Origin of the sequence: Metallosphaera tengchongensis (genome assembly GCF_013343295.1) — an archaeon.
In the GTDB taxonomy this organism is placed as follows: domain Archaea; phylum Thermoproteota; class Thermoprotei_A; order Sulfolobales; family Sulfolobaceae; genus Metallosphaera; species Metallosphaera tengchongensis.
This window is the reverse complement of record NZ_CP049074.1, coordinates 1,661,213-1,681,166: the sequence shown is the minus strand read 5'-3', so window position 1 is coordinate 1,681,166 and position 19,954 is coordinate 1,661,213. Positions and strand designations below refer to the sequence as shown.

The following is a 19,954-nucleotide window of genomic DNA, read 5'->3' as shown; positions in this document are numbered from 1 at the left end:
CACCATTGCGTATCAAAACTTGCCACAGCATAAAAAACTTATACTTAAGTTGTTGGGACATTACCCCTTTTTCGAGATCTATACAAGCGTAAGGACACGTGGAGGAAAAGAGCGCCTAAACCTAGATTGAGCTCGTCAGAGGGATGTCATGTGGGCTTTCTAATTCTATGTACAAGTACTTTACTGGGGAGAGGCAAAGGCAGTGAATTCCTGTTACAATAGTTAGAATCATGAGCCGTGAAGGTTTCAATTTTCTCAGAGAGGTTTCAAAAGTTCCAGGGCTATAGCGGTTGAGCCTCCAGTACCGTGACATATACTCGCTACTCCCTTGGAACCTTTCATCTTACTCAATACGTTGAGGAGCGTCACCATAATCCTTGCACCGCTAGCTCCAATGGGGTGCCCTAAGGCAACGGCTCCACCGAAAACATTTAACCTGTCATAGGGGACTCCTAGGAATTTATTTAGAAGAACATTGTTAACGGCAAAGGCTTCGTTATTCTCAAAGTAGTCGAAGTCCTTCACAGATGCGTTTATCTTGGAAAGCAGCTTTTTCACTGAATAAATTGGTGCTTCCGTAAATCGCCAACTCTCAATCCCGACCCAAGAGTAACCCAGGATTTTAGCTATTGGTTCAATTCCGTATTGATTTAGGGCTCTCTTGCTCATTAAAACTAACGATACAGCTCCGTCAGAGATCTGAGAGGAATTGCCAGCTGTATGAACACCGTTCTCAGAAAAGGCAGGCTTTAAGGACGCTAATTTTTCTACGGTGGTGTCGGGTCTTATGCCCTCATCCCTCTCAAGCTTTCCTTCCTCTAACCTAACAGGCACAACCTCCGATTGGAAAAATCCCTTTTCCCAGGCTTGGGAAGCCCTCCTGTGACTCTCGTAAGCTACCTCGTCAAGTTCCCTTCTAGATATGTCCCTCTCTCTGGCAACCATGTCAGCCTCCTGGCCCATAAGCTTCAAGTTGAAGGGATCAGTAAGACCGTCATATAACATCGTATCAATGAAATTGAGGGACTTTCCTGTCAGACTTTTGATCCCCCACCTGACCTCGGAGTTTACAGCCAACATGGCCTGGCTCATGCTCTCAATTCCTCCAGCAACAACAATATCTGCATCTTCACCCTTGATCATTTGGGCTGCATTGGTGACGCTCATCATTCCAGAGGAGCACACCATGTCCACGGAATAGCCGTCTATATTCCACGGGATTCCTGCCTTAAACGCAGCCTGTCTGGCCACATCTTGACCGTGTCCTGCCCTCAGGACGTTACCCATCACTACAAGCTCTACGTCTTTAGGATCTACTCCAACCCTGTTCAGCGACTCCCTAATAACCACTGAGCCTAGATCCTGAGGTTTAACGTTTCTTAATGACCCTCCGAACTTTCCTATGGGGGTTCTGACGGCCGATACTATGTAAACTTCATTCATGGGTTCTCATCTGTATAGAACAATTTAAACTTTTAAAGCACTTCACCCCTCAAATCAAAGAATGAAGAATCGGTAATTTTTACGTCATACCACTTTCCGAGCTCCACTCCCTGTAAGATGACTGGTATGTAATTTATTGTCCTACCTATAATGGAATTACCCTTACCTTTCTCCAATGCAAGGACTCTGAAGGTCTTTCCAACGTACTCCCTGTGGACTTCGTGGGACACCTTCTCATAAAGTTCTATTGCTCTCCTTAACCTCTCTTTCTTTTCTGGACCTGGAACCTGTTGCATCATAGCGCTCCTGGTATTAGGCCTGAGGGAGTACATCGCAATATGGATCCTTTCGAACCTCAACTCCCTGATGAGGTTCAGGGTGTCCTGAAAGGCTTCTTCGTCCTCCCCCGGATGGCCAATAATGATGTCGGTAGTTATATTGGAAAGCGGAAACTTTCTCCTAAGCTCCTTCACCAACTCCTTGAACTCCTCCACCCTATACTTCCTGTTCATAACCCTGAGAACCTCATCGTTCCCGCTCTGAACTGGGATGTGAAAGAACTTGTACACCTTTGGATGGGACCAAGCTTCGATTATTCCGTCGAGTACCCTCCACGCGAGCTCAGGGGTCATCATACCCACCCTGACCATGAAGTCACCATCTACCGAAGTTACCTCATTAACCACTTGAGGCAAACTAACCTTTCCTTCCAGGTCCAACCCATAGGCTGCGGTGTCCTGACCGCTAAGCTCGATCTCTTTAGCCCCCCTATTTACCAGTTCCCTTACGGTGCTAACAATAGCCCTAAGAGGATAGCTTCTTAAGTTCTTTCTCGCTAGCTTGGTGATACAGAAATTGCATGAACCTGCGCAACCGTCTGCTATTGGGACTACAGATATTAGACCATCGAAGACTCTCGGTAAAATTTGGGGGGACTTCCCTGCCAAACTGATGACCTTAGTCTTACTCTCCACCGCGCTTGCGATTTCCTCCAAAGATTGGGGACCCACTAGGGAAGCCTCTGGTGCCAAGGAGTTAACTAGCCCTGGCTCCGCTCCAGCCAGGCAGCCAGCAACTATTAATTTCTTACCCATCTCTCGTAGTTCCTTGATTCTTTTCTTCATTTTCTCCTCAGTTTCCATCCTAACCGCACAAGTGTTTATCACCAGAACGTCTGCATCACCTGGATCCCCCACAATTTCGTGATTCCTTTCTTTAAGTAGGGTCATCATCGAGTAAGTGTCTCCCTTGTTCAGAGCACAGCCGTAGGTTTCAAAGTAAATTCTCATGTTACTACTAGTCACAAATTTAACTTCGACATTATATAGAGTTAATTGAGATACATGTCTGAAAGGGACAAGTCGTACACCGCGCTTTTGGACAGGCTATACGCCAAACTTCCTAAGAAGGACTTAGCTACCGAAACCCAAACTTTACCCGTCTTAAGCATAATTACAGTGGGCAACACTACCATAATAAAGAACTTCAGCGAGTTTTGTGATAGGATTAGAAGGGAGGACAAGCTCTGTATGAGATACCTCCTGAAGGAACTGGCTGCAGCAGGATCCCTGTCTGATAATGGGCAGCTTTCAATTCAAGGGAAGTTCTCCTCATCCATAGTCAATACCTTCATGGACAGATTCATCAAGACCTATGTTCAATGCTCAACGTGTAAGAGCCTTGACACTGTCTTGGTAAAGGACAAGAAGATATGGTATATACAATGTCTAGCTTGCGGAGCCAAGAGCTCAGTTAAACCTCTCTAATGTGGGACAATGAAGGTCGTATTAAACGTAATTAGAGGAGAAGGGCAGGTTTTTGTAAACATTTGTGAGAAGGAGTACCTCGGTAAGAAGTTCATAGAGAACAAGGTTATCCTTCACGTTAATGAGGAGTTTTACGGGGGAGAGGAAGTGGATGTAAACCACGCTCTTAACCTGGTGGAAGAAGCCACGGTAGCTAGCATAGTGGGTGGGAAGGTCATAGAGGAAGCTATAAGGAGAGGACTAATTCACAAGGATTCGGTGCTCACGATCTCAGGCGTTAAGTTCGCCCAAGTATACAACCTGTGATGGGACATGGGTAGAAAGTTCTGCGTCATGTGCGGCAGGGAGGACGCAGATCTCATAGATAGACTTTGCCCTTCCTGTTACGTGAAGTCCAGGGAAATCGCCAAAGTAAATAAAACCTTGGAGCTGACGCTGTGTAAGGTCTGTGGCGCAAGAAAGGTCGGAAACAAGTGGGTCTCGATGAGGGAGGATCTGGATACTGTAGCTGAGGAGGAGGTTGTCAGCTCATTGGCTCTAGACGACCATGTCAGTGAGTACAAACTTGAGTCGAGTAAAATCTGGACAGATTACTTCGGGGTTAGACACTTAGGGTTGAGGATAAGAGGTAAGGTTTCCGGGGCTGAGTTCAACGAAAATAAGGACGTAACAGTGAAAGTAGTTTACGGTCTTTGCGACTCATGTGTAAAGAGAAGAGGTAAATACTACGAGGCTATAGTTCAGCTCAGATCAAAGTCTGGAAGGGTTCAGGACAGCGAAAAGAGCTTTTTTGAGTCCTTCTTCTCCAGAGAAGAAGTCTCTAACCTCTCAGATGTTGTAGAGTTAAGAGAGGGAATAGATTACTACTTCATTAACAGAACAGTAGCTAAAAGGCTAGTTGCCAAGTTCATTGACGAGGTCAAGGCCGATGTGAAGGAAAGTTATCAGAGGGAGAGGATAAAAAGAGGTAAAAGGGAGGGGAAGCTAGTTATATCACTCAGAATATGAGAGTAGGTATAGACGAAGCAGGTAGGGGTTGTCTCATAGGACCTATGGTTGTAGCCGGAGTAGCTCTCAGTGATTATTCAATTAAGACATTGAAGGATGCTGGAGTTAAGGATAGTAAGAAATTGACGAGAAAGCGTAGGGAGGAACTTTTCGATAAGATCTTAGAGTCGAGTGAAGCTATCATTGTGAGTAAGGCGACACCAGAGGAAATAGATTCTAATAACTTAAATAAAATTACATACCAGAAAGTGATAGAAGTAATAGATGGAATGGCTTGGCTCTCGCCAAACGTGATCACTGTGGATAAGGTTGGACCTGAAGAGGAGGTCGTCAAGAGAATAAGAGAGATGGGTTTCGAGCCGAATGTTGTACATAGGGCTGATGAAATGTTCACTGAAGCTAGCTCAGCAAGTATCATTGCGAAGGTTATAAGGGACAGGATAGTGGACTCCTTGAAAAGAGAGTTTGGAGATTTCGGGAGCGGGTACCCCTCTGACAGGAGGACGGTACAGTGGATTAACCAGGTTATCTCGGAGGGAAGAGATCCACCAAATATTATAAGGAGAAGTTGGAAATTTTTACTAAAACATGCCCCCTCGTTTTACATCGAGAAGGTGAGCTGAGATGGTCACTAACTTACCAGCTGAGGCTAAGACCAAATGGCTCAGGGTCATGGACGCCAAGACGCCTGAGGAGAAGATCAAGGCTATCCAAGATTTTCTGAGTAGCGTTCCGAAACATAAGGGTACCGAAAATTTAGTGTATTGGGCCAAGAGGAGGTTATCGGAGCTCAGGGAAGAGTCAGAGAAACAGAGAAAGAAATCCAAGGGAGGGGGTTTATCCTTTTTCCTGGAAAAGGAAGGTGCCGGGCAAATCCTGCTCCTAGGGAGACAAGACCTGAGGAATTTCGTAATGAAAAGGTTAACCAACGTGAAGACAGAGCCTAGGGATTACCCTGTCCCAGGGATGATGGTTTACGAAGATGCCCTAATACAACTAGTTAATCCACCACAGATAATTCTCGACTCCAGACTTATCGTTAGCAAGCTCCTTGGACTAGCGAGGAACGCTGATTCACTACTCTTTGCAGTAGAGGATAAAGAGGAATTTCTCAAAATGAAGGAATTCCTGGAGAACAACAACGTCATCCTTGGAAAGCCTAAGGGAAAGGTTGTAATTGAGAGATTCAGGAGTAGCAAGGAGGGGTTAAGAATAGTCCTCCTCGGTAAGTTTTCAGGGACGAGCGAAGAGGAAGTGAGAAAGTATTTACAAGATTTCGGAATAAAGTCAGCTATAGTTAAAGTTATAGGGGAAGTGACCTTAGATGACGTGGAGAAGTCCCTTTTCGAAGCCATAACCTTTAAGCCAGCCGTAGTGGCTTCGATAAAACCCTTCGAAGCCCAGGACATAAGGGTAGTCCACATTGAGGATCTTGATTCCCTTAGGCGAGAGCTTTTCTTAAGCCTTGACGTGATAAGAGTTTACACCAAGGAACCTATGGAGGAACCTACAACCGACCCTATGTTCATGAGAAGAGGTTCAACTGTTATAGACGTCGCGCAGAAACTTCACAGTGCCCTATCTGAAAATTTCAAGTACGCAAGGGTTTGGGGAAAGTCAGCTAGATTTCCAGGTCAGAGGGTTGGGGAGGATCACGTGCTAGAGGATAAGGATATTGTGGAGATCCACGTGAAGTGAGCAGACGGTTTTGAAACGGATGAAGGTGAAGAAGAGTAAGTTTTCTGAGTTCCTCTCACATTCAATATCCTTTTAATCGATTTTGTCGCCTCACACCCATTAACTAACCGACCTAAGGGACGGGACTAATACCCTCCTTATTGGTACTCTACGGCAGTATTATGTGGGCTTTTAGTTTAAACAATGATATCGTTAATTCATGTTTTAGTGATACGATGAGCGTAGACATTGATAGTAATTCACCTCCACTACAAATGAATACAGAGGGCACTGGAGAGGCAGCTGCCCACATACTGGCTGCGGTTTCAATATTAAAGGGACTCAACGAGCTAAATCTGGAGTCCCTGGAGATAGCGAGGAGGTACGTAGATAACTGGATATCGACCTTGGTTCCGTTGGAATACATACCAGGGATGGCTGAATTCGTAGGTGGAAAACTGAAGAGATCCCTCATGGACGTCTTCGATGAAATCTCCGAGGAGGAGCTTGGGGAGACTCTTGAAATATTAACTACAGTGAAAAGATCATTAGATATGGGTGATATACCATATAACATTGCCGAAGCTGAGGTCAGGATGGAAAGGGTATTTAGGGCACTTGGCCTAGAAATGAACGATTTTGGGAGGTTCTTGGAGAACTCAGATCTATTACAGAAAATGAGGAGAACAGTCTCACTGTTCGCTTTGGCTGTAGGAATAGCTTCGGTTTGGGATAGAAAATGGATAGCGGAATCTCAATAACTGCGGAAAAACTAGTGGAGGTAACTGCAAAGTACGCCTCCAAAATAGCTGTGAAGGAGGAGGAATATGTAAGGGCTGTAGGTTTCTCGTCCCGGGAGATGGGAAGGAGAGTCGTTACTAAAGTGAGCTTTTGGTTGGTCACGCAACAGTCAACTCTTTTGTACTGTAAGCTCTGTAACAAAGGGCCCTTCACTAAGAGAGGAATGTTTCTCCATTTGACTAGGATGCATCACTCTGAGATTAAGCTTCTGTTGGAGGAGGAAATTAAGAGGGAAATAAAGGCTCTTTTATGATAGGGTACTTGCTTATTAAAACTCAGAACTATTGGATTAGACGCTTTCAGGGGATCTGTACCTATGACATCATTACTTTACTACCCAAATACTACTAATTTCCTCGCCGCAATGTAAGGGTTCCGCCGAGGTCTAAAGTGGTACTCCCCTTTATGAGAGTTACTCCGTCTGACGTTACGAGAAAGGGAAGAAAGTTCTTCAATACGTTTGCGGCTTTCTTTATTGCTCTCTTCATTATGTTTTGAACACCGTTGATGCAGCTGTGGAGCCTCTGACCTTTTAGGCAGCTAACGACTCATCTAGACTTCCCCTCAACGACGTTACGGAAAGCACAGGGTCTAGAGGTGTTGTACTCAACAACGAGGGACACCTTTATGCCATACTCGTAGAGCTTGAACATGGTTACCTGAATAAACCTACAGTAAGACCAGGTGTTTCAAGTGGACTTGTTACCCCTGTCCTGGGAGATAAAGTAAGGGTAACCCAAGTAAACGGTTGAGACACCTACCCCACAGCGTTTTAGATAGGTGAGAGGATAAAAACTTCTGTAGTAGTCTAGGAGCCTGCGGTATAGTCTCTTGAAGACCCCTTCTCTTAAGACTCTTCCCCTAGCTTCAGTCTCGTGGACTTTCTCTGCTCTAGCCTTCAACTTGTCTAGTCCTGCCACCTTTTTCTGGAAGTAGAAGTATGCTCTTGACTCTTGGACCACGGTAGGACAGCACGGTACCGCCGTCTACGGTACCTGTTGCCAACATGTTTTTACCTAAGTCAATTGAGGCTACCTTGTTACCTTTAGGTGACGCTAGCTGTACTTCGTCCCTCTAACCGTGGACGATGAGGGAGCCCTTGATTGGTTTCTTGCTCTCCTTCGTTGTAACCCTACCTAGACAACTGGGATCTGAGCGCAGATCCTTGTCATTAGACAAGCCCGCTAAGAAGTTGACAGAGGAAGGCACGTCCCCGTCCTCAAGGACTGGGAAGATTGAAATACCTTCTCAGGAGGTTAAGGCGGTCTGATACACAAGGCAGGCTAGAGGTACACATCCACAACAAGTCCTGCTCCCTCTTCCCCCTCTTGTCTTTCCAATAACCTGGTGGAGAGATATGCTGAACGAATTGCGGTAGACCCTCTTTATCCTTCAGAGAAGAGAAGAAAGATGACCAAGCCCCGTTGTCCTTACGCAGTACAGCTTGTGCATAAACCCCTAGCACCTCTTGTACTTCCCGTAGTACTTGTCCCACGTATCTTTAAAGTCTACCTTCTTGCCCTTGAAGGACTGTTGCCTCTTATCGTAGTTGACCTCGTTGTATAGCCTCGCTGATGCATCTGCGAACTTCCTCAGCTTTTTCTGTTCTGCCCCGCTAGGTAAATACCTGACAGTGACAATGCGGACACTATAGTATTACCGGAGAGATCGGCTCCTGCTTCTCATGGAGAAGTTGACCAGAAGGGAGGGCCATAGGGAAAGGTAGATAAAGAAGTCAAAAACGTTACACCGCCTTAAAAGGCGAGGTTTGCCGTTATTTTTATCGGGCTTAACCAGTTAGGAAATAGTTTACACCTGTTTACTTATTTCAAAAATAATATTAGTTTATTTCTCGAGAGAAATAATATAAGCTCGCTCTAGGACTCCACGACTTTGAGGAGATCCCCTTGATCCAATCTATACACCACTAGGTAGTTATCGGAAACTCTCTTGAGATCCGCGTTGTCTCCCCTTATCATTACACTAATGAGAGTAGCGTTGGCCTCCTTTAACGACCTCCTCACCGTAGTTTCCGCAATTTTGTCCTCGCCATCAGTTAAAATGATGACCTCACTGACACCCTTAACGTGTCCATCTTTTATATCATCGCAGGCTGACATTACCGACCTTGAAATATCCGTCCCGCCTCCTCCCCTAATTTTGCCTATGTACTCCACCATCTTTATAACGTCCTTGCTCTTTGCGTTCTTAATTACCTTGATCAAGGGATAGGGAATGTTATCGAAGAACCTTAAGTAGAAGTCCCTGTTTTCTCTCCTAGCCCTACTGTAAAGGGCTAGGGCTACTGCCTTAGCCCACAAAATCTTTTCGCCATCCATGCTCCCAGACTTATCCAGGAGTAGATATATGGGGCCTAAAGTCTCCTTAATCTGCTTCTGGTATAATAGTAGCTGTCCTTCTGCTAGCTTAACATCAAATAGCTCCTCAGGTAAAGCTAGTTCTGAGGATACCAATCTCTCCAAATCAGACCCTTCCTCATATCCGAAAAGTTCACCTCTAGCATACCTGGTCGTTCTCTTCTTGGTGAAACTACCGAGCTTCGGTATTCCGCTCAGGAATTCCAAGATCTTTTTTATTTCAGTGTTTCTCGCTAACCTCAAGACGTCATGAATATCGCCCTCAAAGGTCATCATAGACCCGGTACCTGCTCCATTACCACCCATTATCCTTTGCATGCTCCTTACCGAATTCGCGTCTTCGGATGCTTTAGCCATGGCTTTCTCGTGAACCTGCTTCATTAATTTATCAGTGGCTTGGTTTTCCTGCTGCTGATTCTGATTCTTGTTGGACTCCTTTCCTTGGCTTCCCCTCATGAGTCCGTTAAGTATTTGTTCAGCAGCCTCCCTTTCTTCTTGAGATTGGGAGGTTCTCCTAATTCTCTCCAGCTCCTCAATCAGATTCTGGACGTAGCTAACGGAGAGTGCCATGCTAACAGCGGAATTGGCGATGGAGTAATTTCTATTTCTGTTTACAATTTCAGATGAGATGGTTAAATCAATTAATGAATACTTAATTGATTCCCCTTGTTCCATTTCATTTCTCGTCTTGAGCAAGGGTAATGGCAAATAGTGAACATAATACGTGTCCACCAAGAATGTGGGATCTATGTTGGACTCTTTTCCCGAAACTCTCCTTATGGTATGGAGTATCCTCTCTCCTCTATATTTCACCACTGGACTCTCATAATCTACCCCTCTTAGTACACCACTCATGTGTAGATCCCCAGCTTTCTCCCCACCTTTTCCACTAACTTATCGATCTCAGAGGCTACTTCCCTAGAGAACTCCTCCACCTTCTCATCTCCGCTTTCTCTACCTAGAGATATCACCCTATCCTTGGTAGCTCTCAGACTTCTGATCATATCAATTAGTCTTGGATCGGACTCCGATGCGGCCTCGACGTACTTGCCTGCCTCCTTGATGTTGTTAAATATCTCATTTAGTTCTCTCATGTACTTTATGGGGGTTTTCAACTCTTCAGAAAGCAGGGCCGACACTTTCTCGAAATCGTCAATTTCCCTGGGGGCTATGTACTTGAGCACTATCAGATCTTCCTCAGTAGCCTTGGTCCTGGAGTTCAAGAGGGCGTGGGCGGAGACTATCTTCAGGACTTTTCCCTTTCTCCTATCTGTTAAGTGAACCCCTTTCTCCTCTAGCATAACGTAAAGCTTCAACAATTTTGACTTGATTTGGCTTAAGTCAACTTCCGGTAACATGTTATATAGTCTGTCAAGGTCCTGCACCGACATTATGGGCTCCCTAACTTTCCACTTCTCCGTGAATTCAAGCTCCCAAGAGGAATCCAACAGGTCCTTCCACATGTCCTCACCTACAGGCTTGGCGTAGTGTCTTAGCAGTAACCTGTCATAAAGCGCCTCCAGTTCTGGCTCGTCAGGTACCCTATTACTTGCACTAATTAGAGTCCGTAGAGGAACTTTAATGACGTTATAGCCATCGTAAATCACCCTCTCGTTGAGTAGGGACAGTAAAGCATTCAGGATAGCTGAATTGGCGTTGAAGATCTCATCTAGAAACGCCAACTCGCTCTCCGGTAATCTTTCCTTAGTTATCCTTTTATATATCCCCTGTTTAAGGGCGTTTACGTCCAGGGCTCCAAAAAGCTCAGCTGGCTCAGTGTATTTAGTTAACAAATACATGAAAAACTTTGCGTTCAAGAGATCAGCTGCCCTTCTGGCAAGAGCTGACTTAGCCGTACCCGGCTCTCCTATTAAAACTATATGCTCCTTCGTTAATAGAGCTAATGTAAGAACTTTAGCCTCTTCGTCCCTTCCTACAAACGGTGAATGAAGAGACTCTAAGAATTTTTTGGGAAGTTCAAGGAGCGTAGTACTCACTATTTTCTCCCTTTATTATTTACCTCCCACGAGCTTATAAACAGAGATTAAGTAACTCAAAAGTTATCTTTAGTTTATAATATTGTATTTTACTAGATACGATAATTTTCATTAAATCATCTTGTAACGCCAGACATGGACATGGAATAAGTTCCATTCCTAAACCCTTTATCCGTATTGACTTCCTACCAAAGGGCGAGGCTTTCTCTAGCTTTGTAACCAACTAATTTATATATCGGGAATTCAAAGACAGAATTAACAAATCGTGTGAGTCGAGATATATGAGTGAAAAGATAGGTAACCTAAAAGGCGGGATGGAAAATATAAATGTGACCGCCCGTGTTTTAGAAGTAGGAGAGCAAAAAGTTGTTCAAACCAAGAATGGTCCAAGGACCATTCGCGAAGTGATGGTTGGAGACGACACAGGGAGAGTTAAGTTGACCCTGTGGGGAAATCAAGGAGACGAAGTAAAGGAGGGACAAATAATCAAGGTCGAAAACGCCTGGACCACTGTTTTTAAGGGTCAGGTCCAGCTGAACGCGGGCAGTAGGTCTAAAATCAGCGAAACAGCCGAAGAGTCTATACCTGAGGCTGATCAAATACCCGAGTCCTCACCAACTGATGACTCGCCACCTAGAAGAGGCGGTTTCAGGGGAAGAGGAAGAAGGAATTTCGGCGGAGGAGGCTACGGGAACTACGGTGGCTATAGGAGAAGGCCAAGGGAAGATGGAGAGGAAGAAGAATGAACTTTGAGGAGGATAATACTGAAAGGAGGATGAGCCCTGAAGAGGATGACTCGGAAGGAGCCCACGAGCACGTGCATGTTTCCCTAAATTTCGATGATATTAAGGATAAGAAGCCCAGGAGAGAAGGTGAATATATAGAGAAGAGCGAGGACGGAGAGAAATTCATAATTAAGCTTGCTGAGGATAGGGTTTACGAAGTTGCAGCCGTAGCTTACTACATATGGGCCATGTGTGACGGTGATAAAACTGTTAATGATATCATACAGGAGATCAGCAAAGAAGCACAAATTGAGGAAGATCAGATCAGAGCCCCCATTGTTGCTGTGCTTGAGCAACTCCAAGAGGCGGCTCTAATATCTATTTAAAAACTTTATTCAGTTATTTTTCTTATGAGAGCTTTTGTCCCAGAGGAGAACTTACCAGATCCTGAGGATGCCCTAAACCTTTTCCTTAAGGAATTCCCTATAAAGAGAAGGTCAATCATAGTTGACCTTTTGCAGGCATCAGGTAAGGTCACTTCTTCTCCCGTGATAGCGGAAATGGACTATCCCCCATTTAATAGGTCCACAGTTGATGGATTTGCCCTGAGGTCAACCTCTACACCAGGAAAATTGAAGATCGTCGGAAAAATATCAATTGGGGATTGGAAGGATATCAAAATCGGGGAGGGAGAGGCTGTTGAAGTTGACACAGGTTCACCATTACCAGAAGGTGCTGATGCGGTAGTTAAGGTTGAGAACACTGAAGTAGTGGATAACCTCGTCACGGTAAAGAACAAGTTGAGGTTTGGAACTAACGTAGCCTGGGCTGGAAGCGATATACCGAGAGGCACCACGATCCTAGAAAAAAATCAGGAGGTAACCCCAGAGGACGTTGGGGCAATGGCATCACTAGGGGTCACCTCTCTTGAAGTTTACGACATGCCCTCAGTTTATATACTAGCCACAGGGGACGAACTAGTGGAGCCTGGGAAAGCCCTAGGGCCAGGAAAGATATTCGAAAGCAACGTCCACTATCTGTCTGCTAGGTTAAAGCAGTTGGGTTGCAGGATTGTAGGTGGAGTAGTACTACCCGATGAGAAGGAAAAAATTAGGCAAGCCCTGAAGAAGGCGGCTCAAGAGGCCGACATTATAATAACCACAGGGGGGACGAGCTCTGGAGAAAAAGACTACATCCATCAAATAATCAGGGAGGATGGTAAAATCATAATACATGGTATAAACTTTAAGCCTGGGAAGCCAACCATCATGGGAGCCCTCTACGGAAAGCCAGTGTTCGGTCTCTCTGGAAATATAGTGGCTACGGTGATGACTTTCAACCAATTGGTGAGGAAATACATTGAACATTTCTCTGGGATAAGTGGCGCGACTAGGCGTTCAGTCTCGTCGAGAGTAATTGCTACTTTAATAATGCCGACCAGGGCGGATCCCCACAGGACTACAAATACCCCTGTTTACGTCCTAGAAAAAGGGGAGAAATTCTTCGCTATTCCCCTACCCTTCGATAGTTACATGATTGGAACTTTTGCCTTAGCAGATGGGTACATAACTCTTCCCCCAGGGAGTAATCTTGAAAGCGGAGACCAGGTGGAGGTCAACATTAAGAGCGTCGATACGAGGCCGGTCTTAATAGGAGAAGAGGACGAGAGCCTAAAAAAGTTCGAGGGAAGAAAGGTACTACTGGGTACTGTCCCAGCCTGCCAAGCGTTGAGGTATGGTTTAGGGGATGTGCTAGTTCTAAGTGAGTTCCTATGTAAAGATGTGACCAACGACGATTTTGTCGAAATCAGGAAGAGCAGGTGGATACTCAGAAACGGTGAGGGTGATCCAGTGGGTTATCACGAGTGGGTTGGGATGAGCAAGTTGGTTGACAATCCCTCAGTAAAACTCAAGTCACCTTCCACTGCGAAGCTGTTCCTTGGCAAGGCAAAGGTAATAGCGCCCTCAGGTTACATACATGGCGAGAGATTGGCTGAGGAAAAGTTAAGGATTCTCGCTAGGAAGAGTTATGTAGAATTCTTAGAAAGAATATTTTCTGAACATTAGCTATAGGAAAACCTTTTACTCCAATGATTAAGCTTATGCCATGCCTTTTGTGAGAGCAACCGCATATTCATCTTCAGCAAATTTGGGTGCAGGATTTGACGTCCTTTCCTTAGCACATCAAGCCTACAAGGATGTGGTAGAGGCGGAGATAGTTGGAGAAGGGAAGAGCGAAGTTGTCATACAGTCCAACAGCGACTTGCCTCTAGATCCTCTTAAAAATTCGGCAGGTGCACCTGTTTTAAACTTACTTAATGAAATGGGACTCAAGTACAGGGTAAAATTGAGGATTCACAAAGGAGTGCCTTACGGGCTAGGCTTGGGAAGCAGCGGGGCTTCAGCGGTCGCAGCGGTAGCTGCTCTCAACAGCCTCCTTAATTTGAAGCTCTCCCTTGAGGAGGTTGTGAGATACGCCACCGCAGGTGAGAAGGCCGTTAGTGGCTCCCCCCATCCAGACAACGTAGCCGCTAGTGCGTTTGGTGGAGTGGTAGCTGTAGTATCCACAAGCCCTGTAAGGATAGTGACCATACCAGTTAGATTGAACTTTAAAATAACTCTGATAGTTCCCAGAATTCATACAGGAGAGGGAAAAACCAAGAGAGCTAGGGAACTTGTCCCAAAGCAAGTTGATATCGGAAAAATGGTTGAAAACATGAGATATTTGTCCTCTTTCGTCTTGGGTATTACCAAGGGAGATAGGGAGTTAACTAGGATGGGTCTTAACGACGAGATTGTGGAGAAGTCAAGGGAACCCCTGTTTCCGTACTACCCTAAGATCAGGGAGATAGCTCTCAGGAAAGATGCAGTGGGAGTATGCGTTAGCGGTGCGGGACCGACAATTTTAGTCTTAAGTGATGAAGAAACTGACCTCGAAGGCATAAAGAGGGAAGTCTCAACAGTTTGCAACGGGTTCGAGACCGTATGCGACTTCGTGGATACACAATTGGGTGGAGGTGTTGAAACTGAAAGATTCAACTAAATCGGTTAGAGAGACGATAGACCCAACTACAGGGGCGATAGTCACACCAATCTATCAGACATCAGCCTTCTTATACCCGGAAGGAGAGAGGTACCGTTACTCTAGGGAAGTCAACCCCACTGTCCTAGAGTTGGCTAGGAAAATAGCTGAACTTGAGGAAGCAGAGGCTGGTTTAGCCTTCTCCTCAGGTATGGGAGCAATTTCCACCAGCTTACTGACCCTCCTGAGACCTGGAAGTAAACTACTGATTCACGTTGATATGTTTGGGAGGAGCGTAAGGTTCGCTAGGGACTACCTAACTTCCTGGGGAATAAAAGTCGACGTAGCTCCTGCTGACAATGACGTTATGTTAGAGATGGTCAAGCAAAAATATGACGTCGTTTTTGTGGAGAGTATCACCAACCCAACCCTAAGGGTAATAGACATAGAAAGTATTGGAAAGGTATGCAGAGACCTGGGATCAACTTTAATTGTGGACTCAACTTTCGCTACACCAATAAACCAGAAACCTACTATGTTCGGCGCCTCTTTAGTGGTACATAGTGCCTCCAAGTTCATAGCTGGACATAACGACGTTATAACAGGGTTAATAGCTGGAAAGGAAGAAATAGTAAGACCCATTGACCAGATGAGGAGAACCTTGGGAACATCATTAGATCCACACCCTGCGTTCTTGACCATTAGGGGGATGAAAACGTTGAAAATTAGAATGGACGTTATAAACAGTAACGCCATGAAGGTCGCAGAGTTCCTAGAGAACCACAAGAAAGTAAGGAAAGTGTACTATCCAGGACTTAAATCCCATGAGACCCACAATGTAGCTAAAAGAGTTCTCAAAGGTTACGGTGGGGTAGTGAGCTTTGAGGTAAAGGGTAATTCTGAGTCAGCGTTAAAGGTCATGAAATCCACTAAGGTGATTACCCCTGCCCAAAGTCTAGGGGGGGTGAATTCACTTATTTCTCATCCGGCCACCATGAGCCATAGGACATTATCCCCGGAGGAGAGGAAGGCTTCAGGAATCTCAGATTCACTACTTAGACTATCAGTGGGAATCGAGGACGTTGAAGATTTAATAGAGGATCTTGATAGAGCTCTATCTAGTATTTAACAGGAGAAATCCTTTATGGAGGTTGCGGAAAATTTTTTAGTGTGTACGAGGAGTTGGGATTGCCATACCTAGCATACAGCCATGGGACCATGGCAGAGTGAAGCTAGGGCCTCCTCTTATTTCTTTTCGCTTTTCAGCTTCTCTAGTAAATCCTTTACCTCTTTCAAATCGTTGAGCAGGTTGCTCTCGTCCGTCTTAATCCACATTATCCCTCCTGCTGCGTCCACCACTTCTCCCTTTATTTTTAAATCCTTTACCCTTTCCTTCCAATTAAAGGGAATCTTTGAGATCACAAGGACGTAAAGATCCCCTGTGTTTCTAAGATGTAATTTACCCCAAAATAGGTCTTGTACTTTGTATTCTGCCTCCTTCGCAAACGCTTCCTTACCCGGTCTCTCGGACACATCTCTCCAAGGACCGAGATCCCCACTGATGGATTTTAGATCCTGGATCAAGTTATCCCCCTCTCCTCTAAAGCTCGCATGGCTATCTTACTTAGTCCCAACTCCTTAGGGCTTACTCCGAACGATATTGCCAACAATTGAGTCACGTAAATTGTAGGCATTGTCCAGCCAGTCTTAAACTCTTCCATAACCTTAAACTGGGTCACATCTAGTTGAAGATGGCAGAGACTGCACGGGTGAACAACGAGATCTGCACCGACGCTTCTAGCTGAAGATAGAACGTTGTAAGCTAGCTTTAGCCCTCCCTTAGGGTTGCTACCCATTAGAGGGAAACCGCAACATGCAGTTGCCATGGGGAATCTCACAGGTGTTGCACCTGTGGCTGAAACTAGATCCTCTAGGCTATGGGGGTTGTAAGCCGGTTCGAATCCCATGATCTGCTCTGGTCTAAGCATCTGACAGCCATAATATGTTCCTACTTTGAGTTGTTTCAGTGGTTTAGTCACGTGCTGTTTTATCTTCTCCACTCCGACATCTCTTACCAAAACCCACACTATGTGCTCTGCATCAACTGACCCCTTATACTCAAGGGAGGCTGACTTCAGTCTCGAGTCTACTTCCTTCTTCAGCTCCTTGTTTTCCTTGTAGTTGTTTGTAGCCAACCTATGGCTTTGTAGACACACGCTGCAGGGAGTTGCCATTTTGTTTAGACCCATCTTCTCCACTTTGGATAAGTTCCTCAAGTTCAATGCGACGTGAGACTTCTCATCATACTCGTCTAGAAATCCGCCACCACAACAGTTCCAATCCTCTACCTCCACCAATTCCAAACCTAGAACCTCAGCAACCTTTTTTGTAGCTATATCCACGTCTTTTGAGAGACCGTGTGTCGCACAACCTGGATAATACGCTACTTTCATGCTACTCACCCATCAGCTTTCTAACCTGATCCAGCTCATTTATTTTCTTCTCTTTTATCATTGCAAATCCGACCTTCCCGTTCCTCATAGTGTATAACATGTCCCTTATGGCTGTGGCTAGACCGTAAGTCGTCAGGTAAACCTTAGCCTCCTCCAGCTTCCCGGTCTCTTTTATGCTGTCGAAGATGGCCTTTACATGTTTCTCTCCGGTTCTGGCAACCTCACCTTTATCTTTAAGGAATTTGGTGTGAGATCTCGTCTTCTTTATAGTGGTTACCGGTTCAACGTCCCTAGGACAGACGTTAAAGCATTGATAGCAGTAGGTACACCTCCAGGAGCTATCTACAAGGATTTTCAACCTCTCTTCGTATATGCTGTCCCTAGGATCCGCCAAAAACCTGTACCCCTTAGCGTGGGCTGCTGGACCTAAAAACTCAGGATCTATCTTGACAGCGGGACATGAAGAGACGCAAAGACCACACCAAATGCATTGAGCGAACTTCCATAGTTCTTTTTGATCCTCAGGTCTCAATCTAGGCTCGGCGGTACCTTCCATAAACTCCTTTGGAGGATATAGCCTAGGCTTTACCTTAAACATCCTCCCATAAAAATCGTCAAGGTTCACTACTAGATCCTTCTCAACTGGGAAAAAGTCCATTGGTTCTAACGTTATAACGTTAGAATTATACTTCTTAACGATATCCAAAGCCAATGTCTTACAGGCAAGCCTAGGCTCGCCGTTTATTTTCATTGAGCAGCTTCCGCATACAGCCATATGACATGATGCCCTATAGGCAAGCGTCGGGTCCTGCTCAGTCTTAATTTTCCTCAACACCTCCGTCATTTGGGTAAATCTGTCCACATTGAGCTTATACTCCTGCCAGTACTCCCCCCTTTCCTTACTGTAGCGCTTTACCTTAACTAGCACTTCCCTCTGCTCTAGATTGTTTTGTATCGATTGAGTTTCCATTCAGTACACCCTCGCCTCTGGCTGATACTTGGTCAGTGTAACGGGTTTAAACCCTATTTCAACTTTGTCGGCCTTAAGGTAGGCAATTGTGTGCTTTAACCAGTTCTTATCATCCCTTTCTGGATAGTCAGTCCTATAATGGGCCCCTCTTGACTCGGTTCTAGTGAGAGCTGCCTTGGCGATAACAACTGCTAGATCCATCATGTTCCTCAACTCGAGAGCATTGAAGAATTCAGTATTGTACACCTTACTCTTATCGGTTACATACATGTTTTTCACCTGGGCCCTCAGCTTCTCCACTTCGGAGAGAGCAGTCTTCAAGAGGTCTTCATTCCTAAATATGCCAACGTCCTCCCACATAACGTTACGCATCTTGTTCAAAATTTCTCCGAAATGTACCCCTGTCTCGCTTTTAACGAAAGAGTAAGCATCATTCACTATCTTTTCTGCCTCCTTTTGGATATCAGTTGAGGAAGAGCCCTCAGCCCTTTTCAGATAACTAACCACTGCTTGGCCTGTCTCCCTACCGAACACGAGGGTCTCCAGAAGGGAGTTTGAGCCCAACCTATTTGCCCCGTGAACAGAGACGCATGCGGCCTCTCCTGCCGCGAAAAGTCCTTGGAGGTCACCATTTTTGCCTGTTATGTCCACGTCAACTCCTCCCATGTAGTAGTGTTGCGCTGGCCTCACTGGTATGTACTCCTTGGTTGCGTCCACGCCGGCAAAATTCATAGCCGCTTCATAGGCTAAAGCTAGCCTCTCCTTAATGTAACTCTCACCTAAATGGGTAAGATCTAGACCCACATAATTTCCTGGGAACCCGCGTCCTTCCCTGATCTCAATCATAATGGAACGGGAAGCTATGTCCCTGGGAGCTAAATCCAACTTTTTAGGTGCATATCTGGCCATGAACCTCTCTCCCTTATTGTTCCTAAGTATTCCGCCCTCACCCCTCGCTGCCTCACTGATCAGGATGTCAGATGGGTAGAGGGCAGTGGGATGAAACTGTACGAACTCCGGGTCCTTGAGAGCTGCCCCTGCCCTTAGGGCCATGGCGTACCCGTCTCCGGTGTTGATATAAGCGTTGGTGGTGTGAGCGTAAAGCATTCCCATTCCACCGGTAGCTAGGATAACAGCCTTCCCAAGAAACAGATAGGGCTCCATACTCTTCATTTCCATGGCAACGGCTCCCACAACTCTCCTCTCGTCCGTGACCAGATCAAGCGCAAACCACTCATTGTAGAAGTCCACTGACAACCCAGAGACTCTCTCAAAAAGGGTGTGCAAAAGCGCCATTCCAGTTTTATCCCCGACGAACCTTGTTCTAGGATAGGTCTGACCTCCGAAATATCTCAGAGCCACTCTTCCGTCAGGCTGTCTATTGAATAGAGTACCCCACCTCTCCATAATTTCTACTATATCCCCCGATTTTATTGAAAGGAGTTCAGCAGCGTCCTGATCAACCAGATAGTCTCCGCCCTTCACTGTGTCGTAGGTCATATAGTTTGGATCGTCGTTGGGATCGGAGTTCCCCTTTACGTAAGCTGCTATACCTCCTTCGGCGGAGGAGGAGTGAGACCTTGTTGGGAAAACCTTGGATATTACTGCTACTCTAAACCCAGCGGACGCAATCTCGTGAGCTGACATTAAACCTGCAAGACCTCCTCCGAGAACTATCGCATCGTAGACAAGTTTATCCATACAAAAAGCTCAAT

At 45.5% G+C, this 19,954-nt stretch carries 22 protein-coding genes; 13 read left to right on the top strand and 9 right to left on the bottom strand.

The window, feature by feature from the left end; genetic code table 11:
- Positions 1-255: 255 nt before the first annotated feature.
- Positions 256-1,443: a thiolase family protein gene (locus GWK48_RS09080; RefSeq protein ID WP_174631556.1), complete on the bottom strand. Its 1,188-nt coding sequence runs from the start codon at positions 1,441-1,443 to the stop codon at positions 256-258.
- Between the two features lie 32 nt (positions 1,444-1,475).
- Positions 1,476-2,732 carry a tRNA (N(6)-L-threonylcarbamoyladenosine(37)-C(2))-methylthiotransferase gene (locus GWK48_RS09075; RefSeq protein WP_174632726.1) on the bottom strand — a complete coding sequence of 419 codons (1,257 nt, stop codon included), beginning with the start codon at positions 2,730-2,732 and terminating at the stop codon, positions 1,476-1,478.
- A 54-nt stretch (positions 2,733-2,786) separates the two neighbouring features.
- Here GWK48_RS09075 and GWK48_RS09070 point away from each other — a divergent pair, with 54 nt between their 5' ends.
- The 7 genes from GWK48_RS09070 (at position 2,787) to GWK48_RS09040 (ending at position 6,948) form a co-directional block, all read left to right on the top strand.
- Positions 2,787-3,209, top strand: coding sequence for a translation initiation factor IF-2 subunit beta (locus tag GWK48_RS09070; protein ID WP_174631554.1), 423 nt, complete (start codon positions 2,787-2,789; stop codon positions 3,207-3,209).
- A gap of 9 nt (positions 3,210-3,218) precedes the next feature.
- Positions 3,219-3,515 (top strand): DUF424 domain-containing protein, encoded by a 297-nt coding sequence (locus GWK48_RS09065; protein ID WP_174631552.1) that lies wholly within the window; start codon positions 3,219-3,221, stop codon positions 3,513-3,515.
- A 6-nt stretch (positions 3,516-3,521) separates the two neighbouring features.
- Positions 3,522-4,217: a 60S ribosomal export protein NMD3 gene (locus tag GWK48_RS09060; RefSeq protein WP_174631550.1), complete on the top strand. Its 696-nt coding sequence runs from the start codon at positions 3,522-3,524 to the stop codon at positions 4,215-4,217.
- Positions 4,214-4,840 carry a ribonuclease HII gene (rnhB, locus tag GWK48_RS09055; RefSeq protein ID WP_174631549.1) on the top strand — a complete coding sequence of 209 codons (627 nt, stop codon included), beginning with the start codon at positions 4,214-4,216 and terminating at the stop codon, positions 4,838-4,840. Before GWK48_RS09060 ends, rnhB begins: the two co-directional genes overlap by 4 nt.
- A gap of 1 nt (position 4,841) precedes the next feature.
- A complete protein-coding gene (locus GWK48_RS09050; protein WP_174631547.1) occupies positions 4,842-5,915 on the top strand; it encodes a TGS domain-containing protein in 1,074 nt (357 codons plus the stop codon).
- A 215-nt stretch (positions 5,916-6,130) separates the two neighbouring features.
- Positions 6,131-6,655 (top strand): hypothetical protein, encoded by a 525-nt coding sequence (locus tag GWK48_RS09045; protein ID WP_174631545.1) that lies wholly within the window; start codon positions 6,131-6,133, stop codon positions 6,653-6,655.
- Positions 6,634-6,948 carry a hypothetical protein gene (locus GWK48_RS09040; RefSeq protein WP_174631543.1) on the top strand — a complete coding sequence of 105 codons (315 nt, stop codon included), beginning with the start codon at positions 6,634-6,636 and terminating at the stop codon, positions 6,946-6,948. Before GWK48_RS09045 ends, GWK48_RS09040 begins: the two co-directional genes overlap by 22 nt.
- Positions 6,949-7,384: 436 nt before the next feature.
- On the opposite strand, the gene GWK48_RS09035 is transcribed toward GWK48_RS09040, so the two are convergent.
- Entirely contained in the window at positions 7,385-7,657 is a 273-nt protein-coding gene (locus tag GWK48_RS09035; protein WP_174631542.1) for a hypothetical protein, read from the bottom strand.
- Between the two features lie 137 nt (positions 7,658-7,794).
- On the opposite strand from GWK48_RS09035, the gene GWK48_RS09030 reads away from it, so the two are divergent.
- Positions 7,795-7,965: a hypothetical protein gene (locus GWK48_RS09030; RefSeq protein WP_174631540.1), complete on the top strand. Its 171-nt coding sequence runs from the start codon at positions 7,795-7,797 to the stop codon at positions 7,963-7,965.
- 607 nt (positions 7,966-8,572) lie between these two features.
- On the opposite strand, the gene GWK48_RS09025 is transcribed toward GWK48_RS09030, so the two are convergent.
- Positions 8,573-9,928 carry a vWA domain-containing protein gene (locus tag GWK48_RS09025; protein ID WP_174631538.1) on the bottom strand — a complete coding sequence of 452 codons (1,356 nt, stop codon included), beginning with the start codon at positions 9,926-9,928 and terminating at the stop codon, positions 8,573-8,575.
- Positions 9,925-11,073: an AAA family ATPase gene (locus GWK48_RS09020; RefSeq protein WP_174632724.1), complete on the bottom strand. Its 1,149-nt coding sequence runs from the start codon at positions 11,071-11,073 to the stop codon at positions 9,925-9,927. Before GWK48_RS09020 ends, GWK48_RS09025 begins: the two co-directional genes overlap by 4 nt.
- Before the next feature lie 278 nt (positions 11,074-11,351).
- Between GWK48_RS09020 and GWK48_RS09015 the strand changes: the two genes are divergently transcribed.
- From GWK48_RS09015 to GWK48_RS08995, 5 genes are read left to right on the top strand one after another with little or no spacing between them, the layout of a single operon-like run.
- Entirely contained in the window at positions 11,352-11,816 is a 465-nt protein-coding gene (locus GWK48_RS09015) for a single stranded DNA-binding domain-containing protein (RefSeq protein ID WP_174631536.1), read from the top strand.
- A complete protein-coding gene (locus tag GWK48_RS09010) occupies positions 11,813-12,181 on the top strand; it encodes a PqqD family protein (protein ID WP_174631535.1) in 369 nt (122 codons plus the stop codon). The genes GWK48_RS09015 and GWK48_RS09010 overlap by 4 nt, the downstream gene beginning before the upstream one ends.
- A 24-nt stretch (positions 12,182-12,205) precedes the next feature.
- A complete protein-coding gene (locus tag GWK48_RS09005; RefSeq protein WP_174631532.1) occupies positions 12,206-13,861 on the top strand; it encodes a molybdopterin-binding protein in 1,656 nt (551 codons plus the stop codon).
- Between the two features lie 40 nt (positions 13,862-13,901).
- Positions 13,902-14,837 (top strand): homoserine kinase, encoded by a 936-nt coding sequence (locus GWK48_RS09000; RefSeq protein WP_174631530.1) that lies wholly within the window; start codon positions 13,902-13,904, stop codon positions 14,835-14,837.
- Positions 14,821-15,945, top strand: coding sequence for an aminotransferase class I/II-fold pyridoxal phosphate-dependent enzyme (locus tag GWK48_RS08995; protein WP_174632722.1), 1,125 nt, complete (start codon positions 14,821-14,823; stop codon positions 15,943-15,945). The genes GWK48_RS09000 and GWK48_RS08995 overlap by 17 nt, the downstream gene beginning before the upstream one ends.
- Before the next feature lie 116 nt (positions 15,946-16,061).
- Here GWK48_RS08995 and GWK48_RS08990 read toward each other — a convergent pair whose 3' ends face one another.
- From GWK48_RS08990 to GWK48_RS08975, 4 genes are read right to left on the bottom strand one after another with little or no spacing between them, the layout of a single operon-like run.
- Positions 16,062-16,400: a succinate dehydrogenase gene (locus tag GWK48_RS08990; RefSeq protein WP_174631528.1), complete on the bottom strand. Its 339-nt coding sequence runs from the start codon at positions 16,398-16,400 to the stop codon at positions 16,062-16,064.
- Positions 16,397-17,269, bottom strand: coding sequence for a CoB--CoM heterodisulfide reductase iron-sulfur subunit B family protein (locus GWK48_RS08985; protein WP_174631526.1), 873 nt, complete (start codon positions 17,267-17,269; stop codon positions 16,397-16,399). Before GWK48_RS08985 ends, GWK48_RS08990 begins: the two co-directional genes overlap by 4 nt.
- 1 nt (position 17,270) lies before the next feature.
- Complete coding sequence (locus GWK48_RS08980) at positions 17,271-18,239, bottom strand: succinate dehydrogenase/fumarate reductase iron-sulfur subunit (protein ID WP_174631525.1); 969 nt, start codon at positions 18,237-18,239, stop codon at positions 17,271-17,273.
- On the bottom strand, positions 18,240-19,940 hold the full coding sequence (locus tag GWK48_RS08975) for a succinate dehydrogenase flavoprotein subunit (protein WP_174631523.1): 1,701 nt from the start codon (positions 19,938-19,940) through the stop codon (positions 18,240-18,242).
- Positions 19,941-19,954 lie beyond the last annotated feature (14 nt).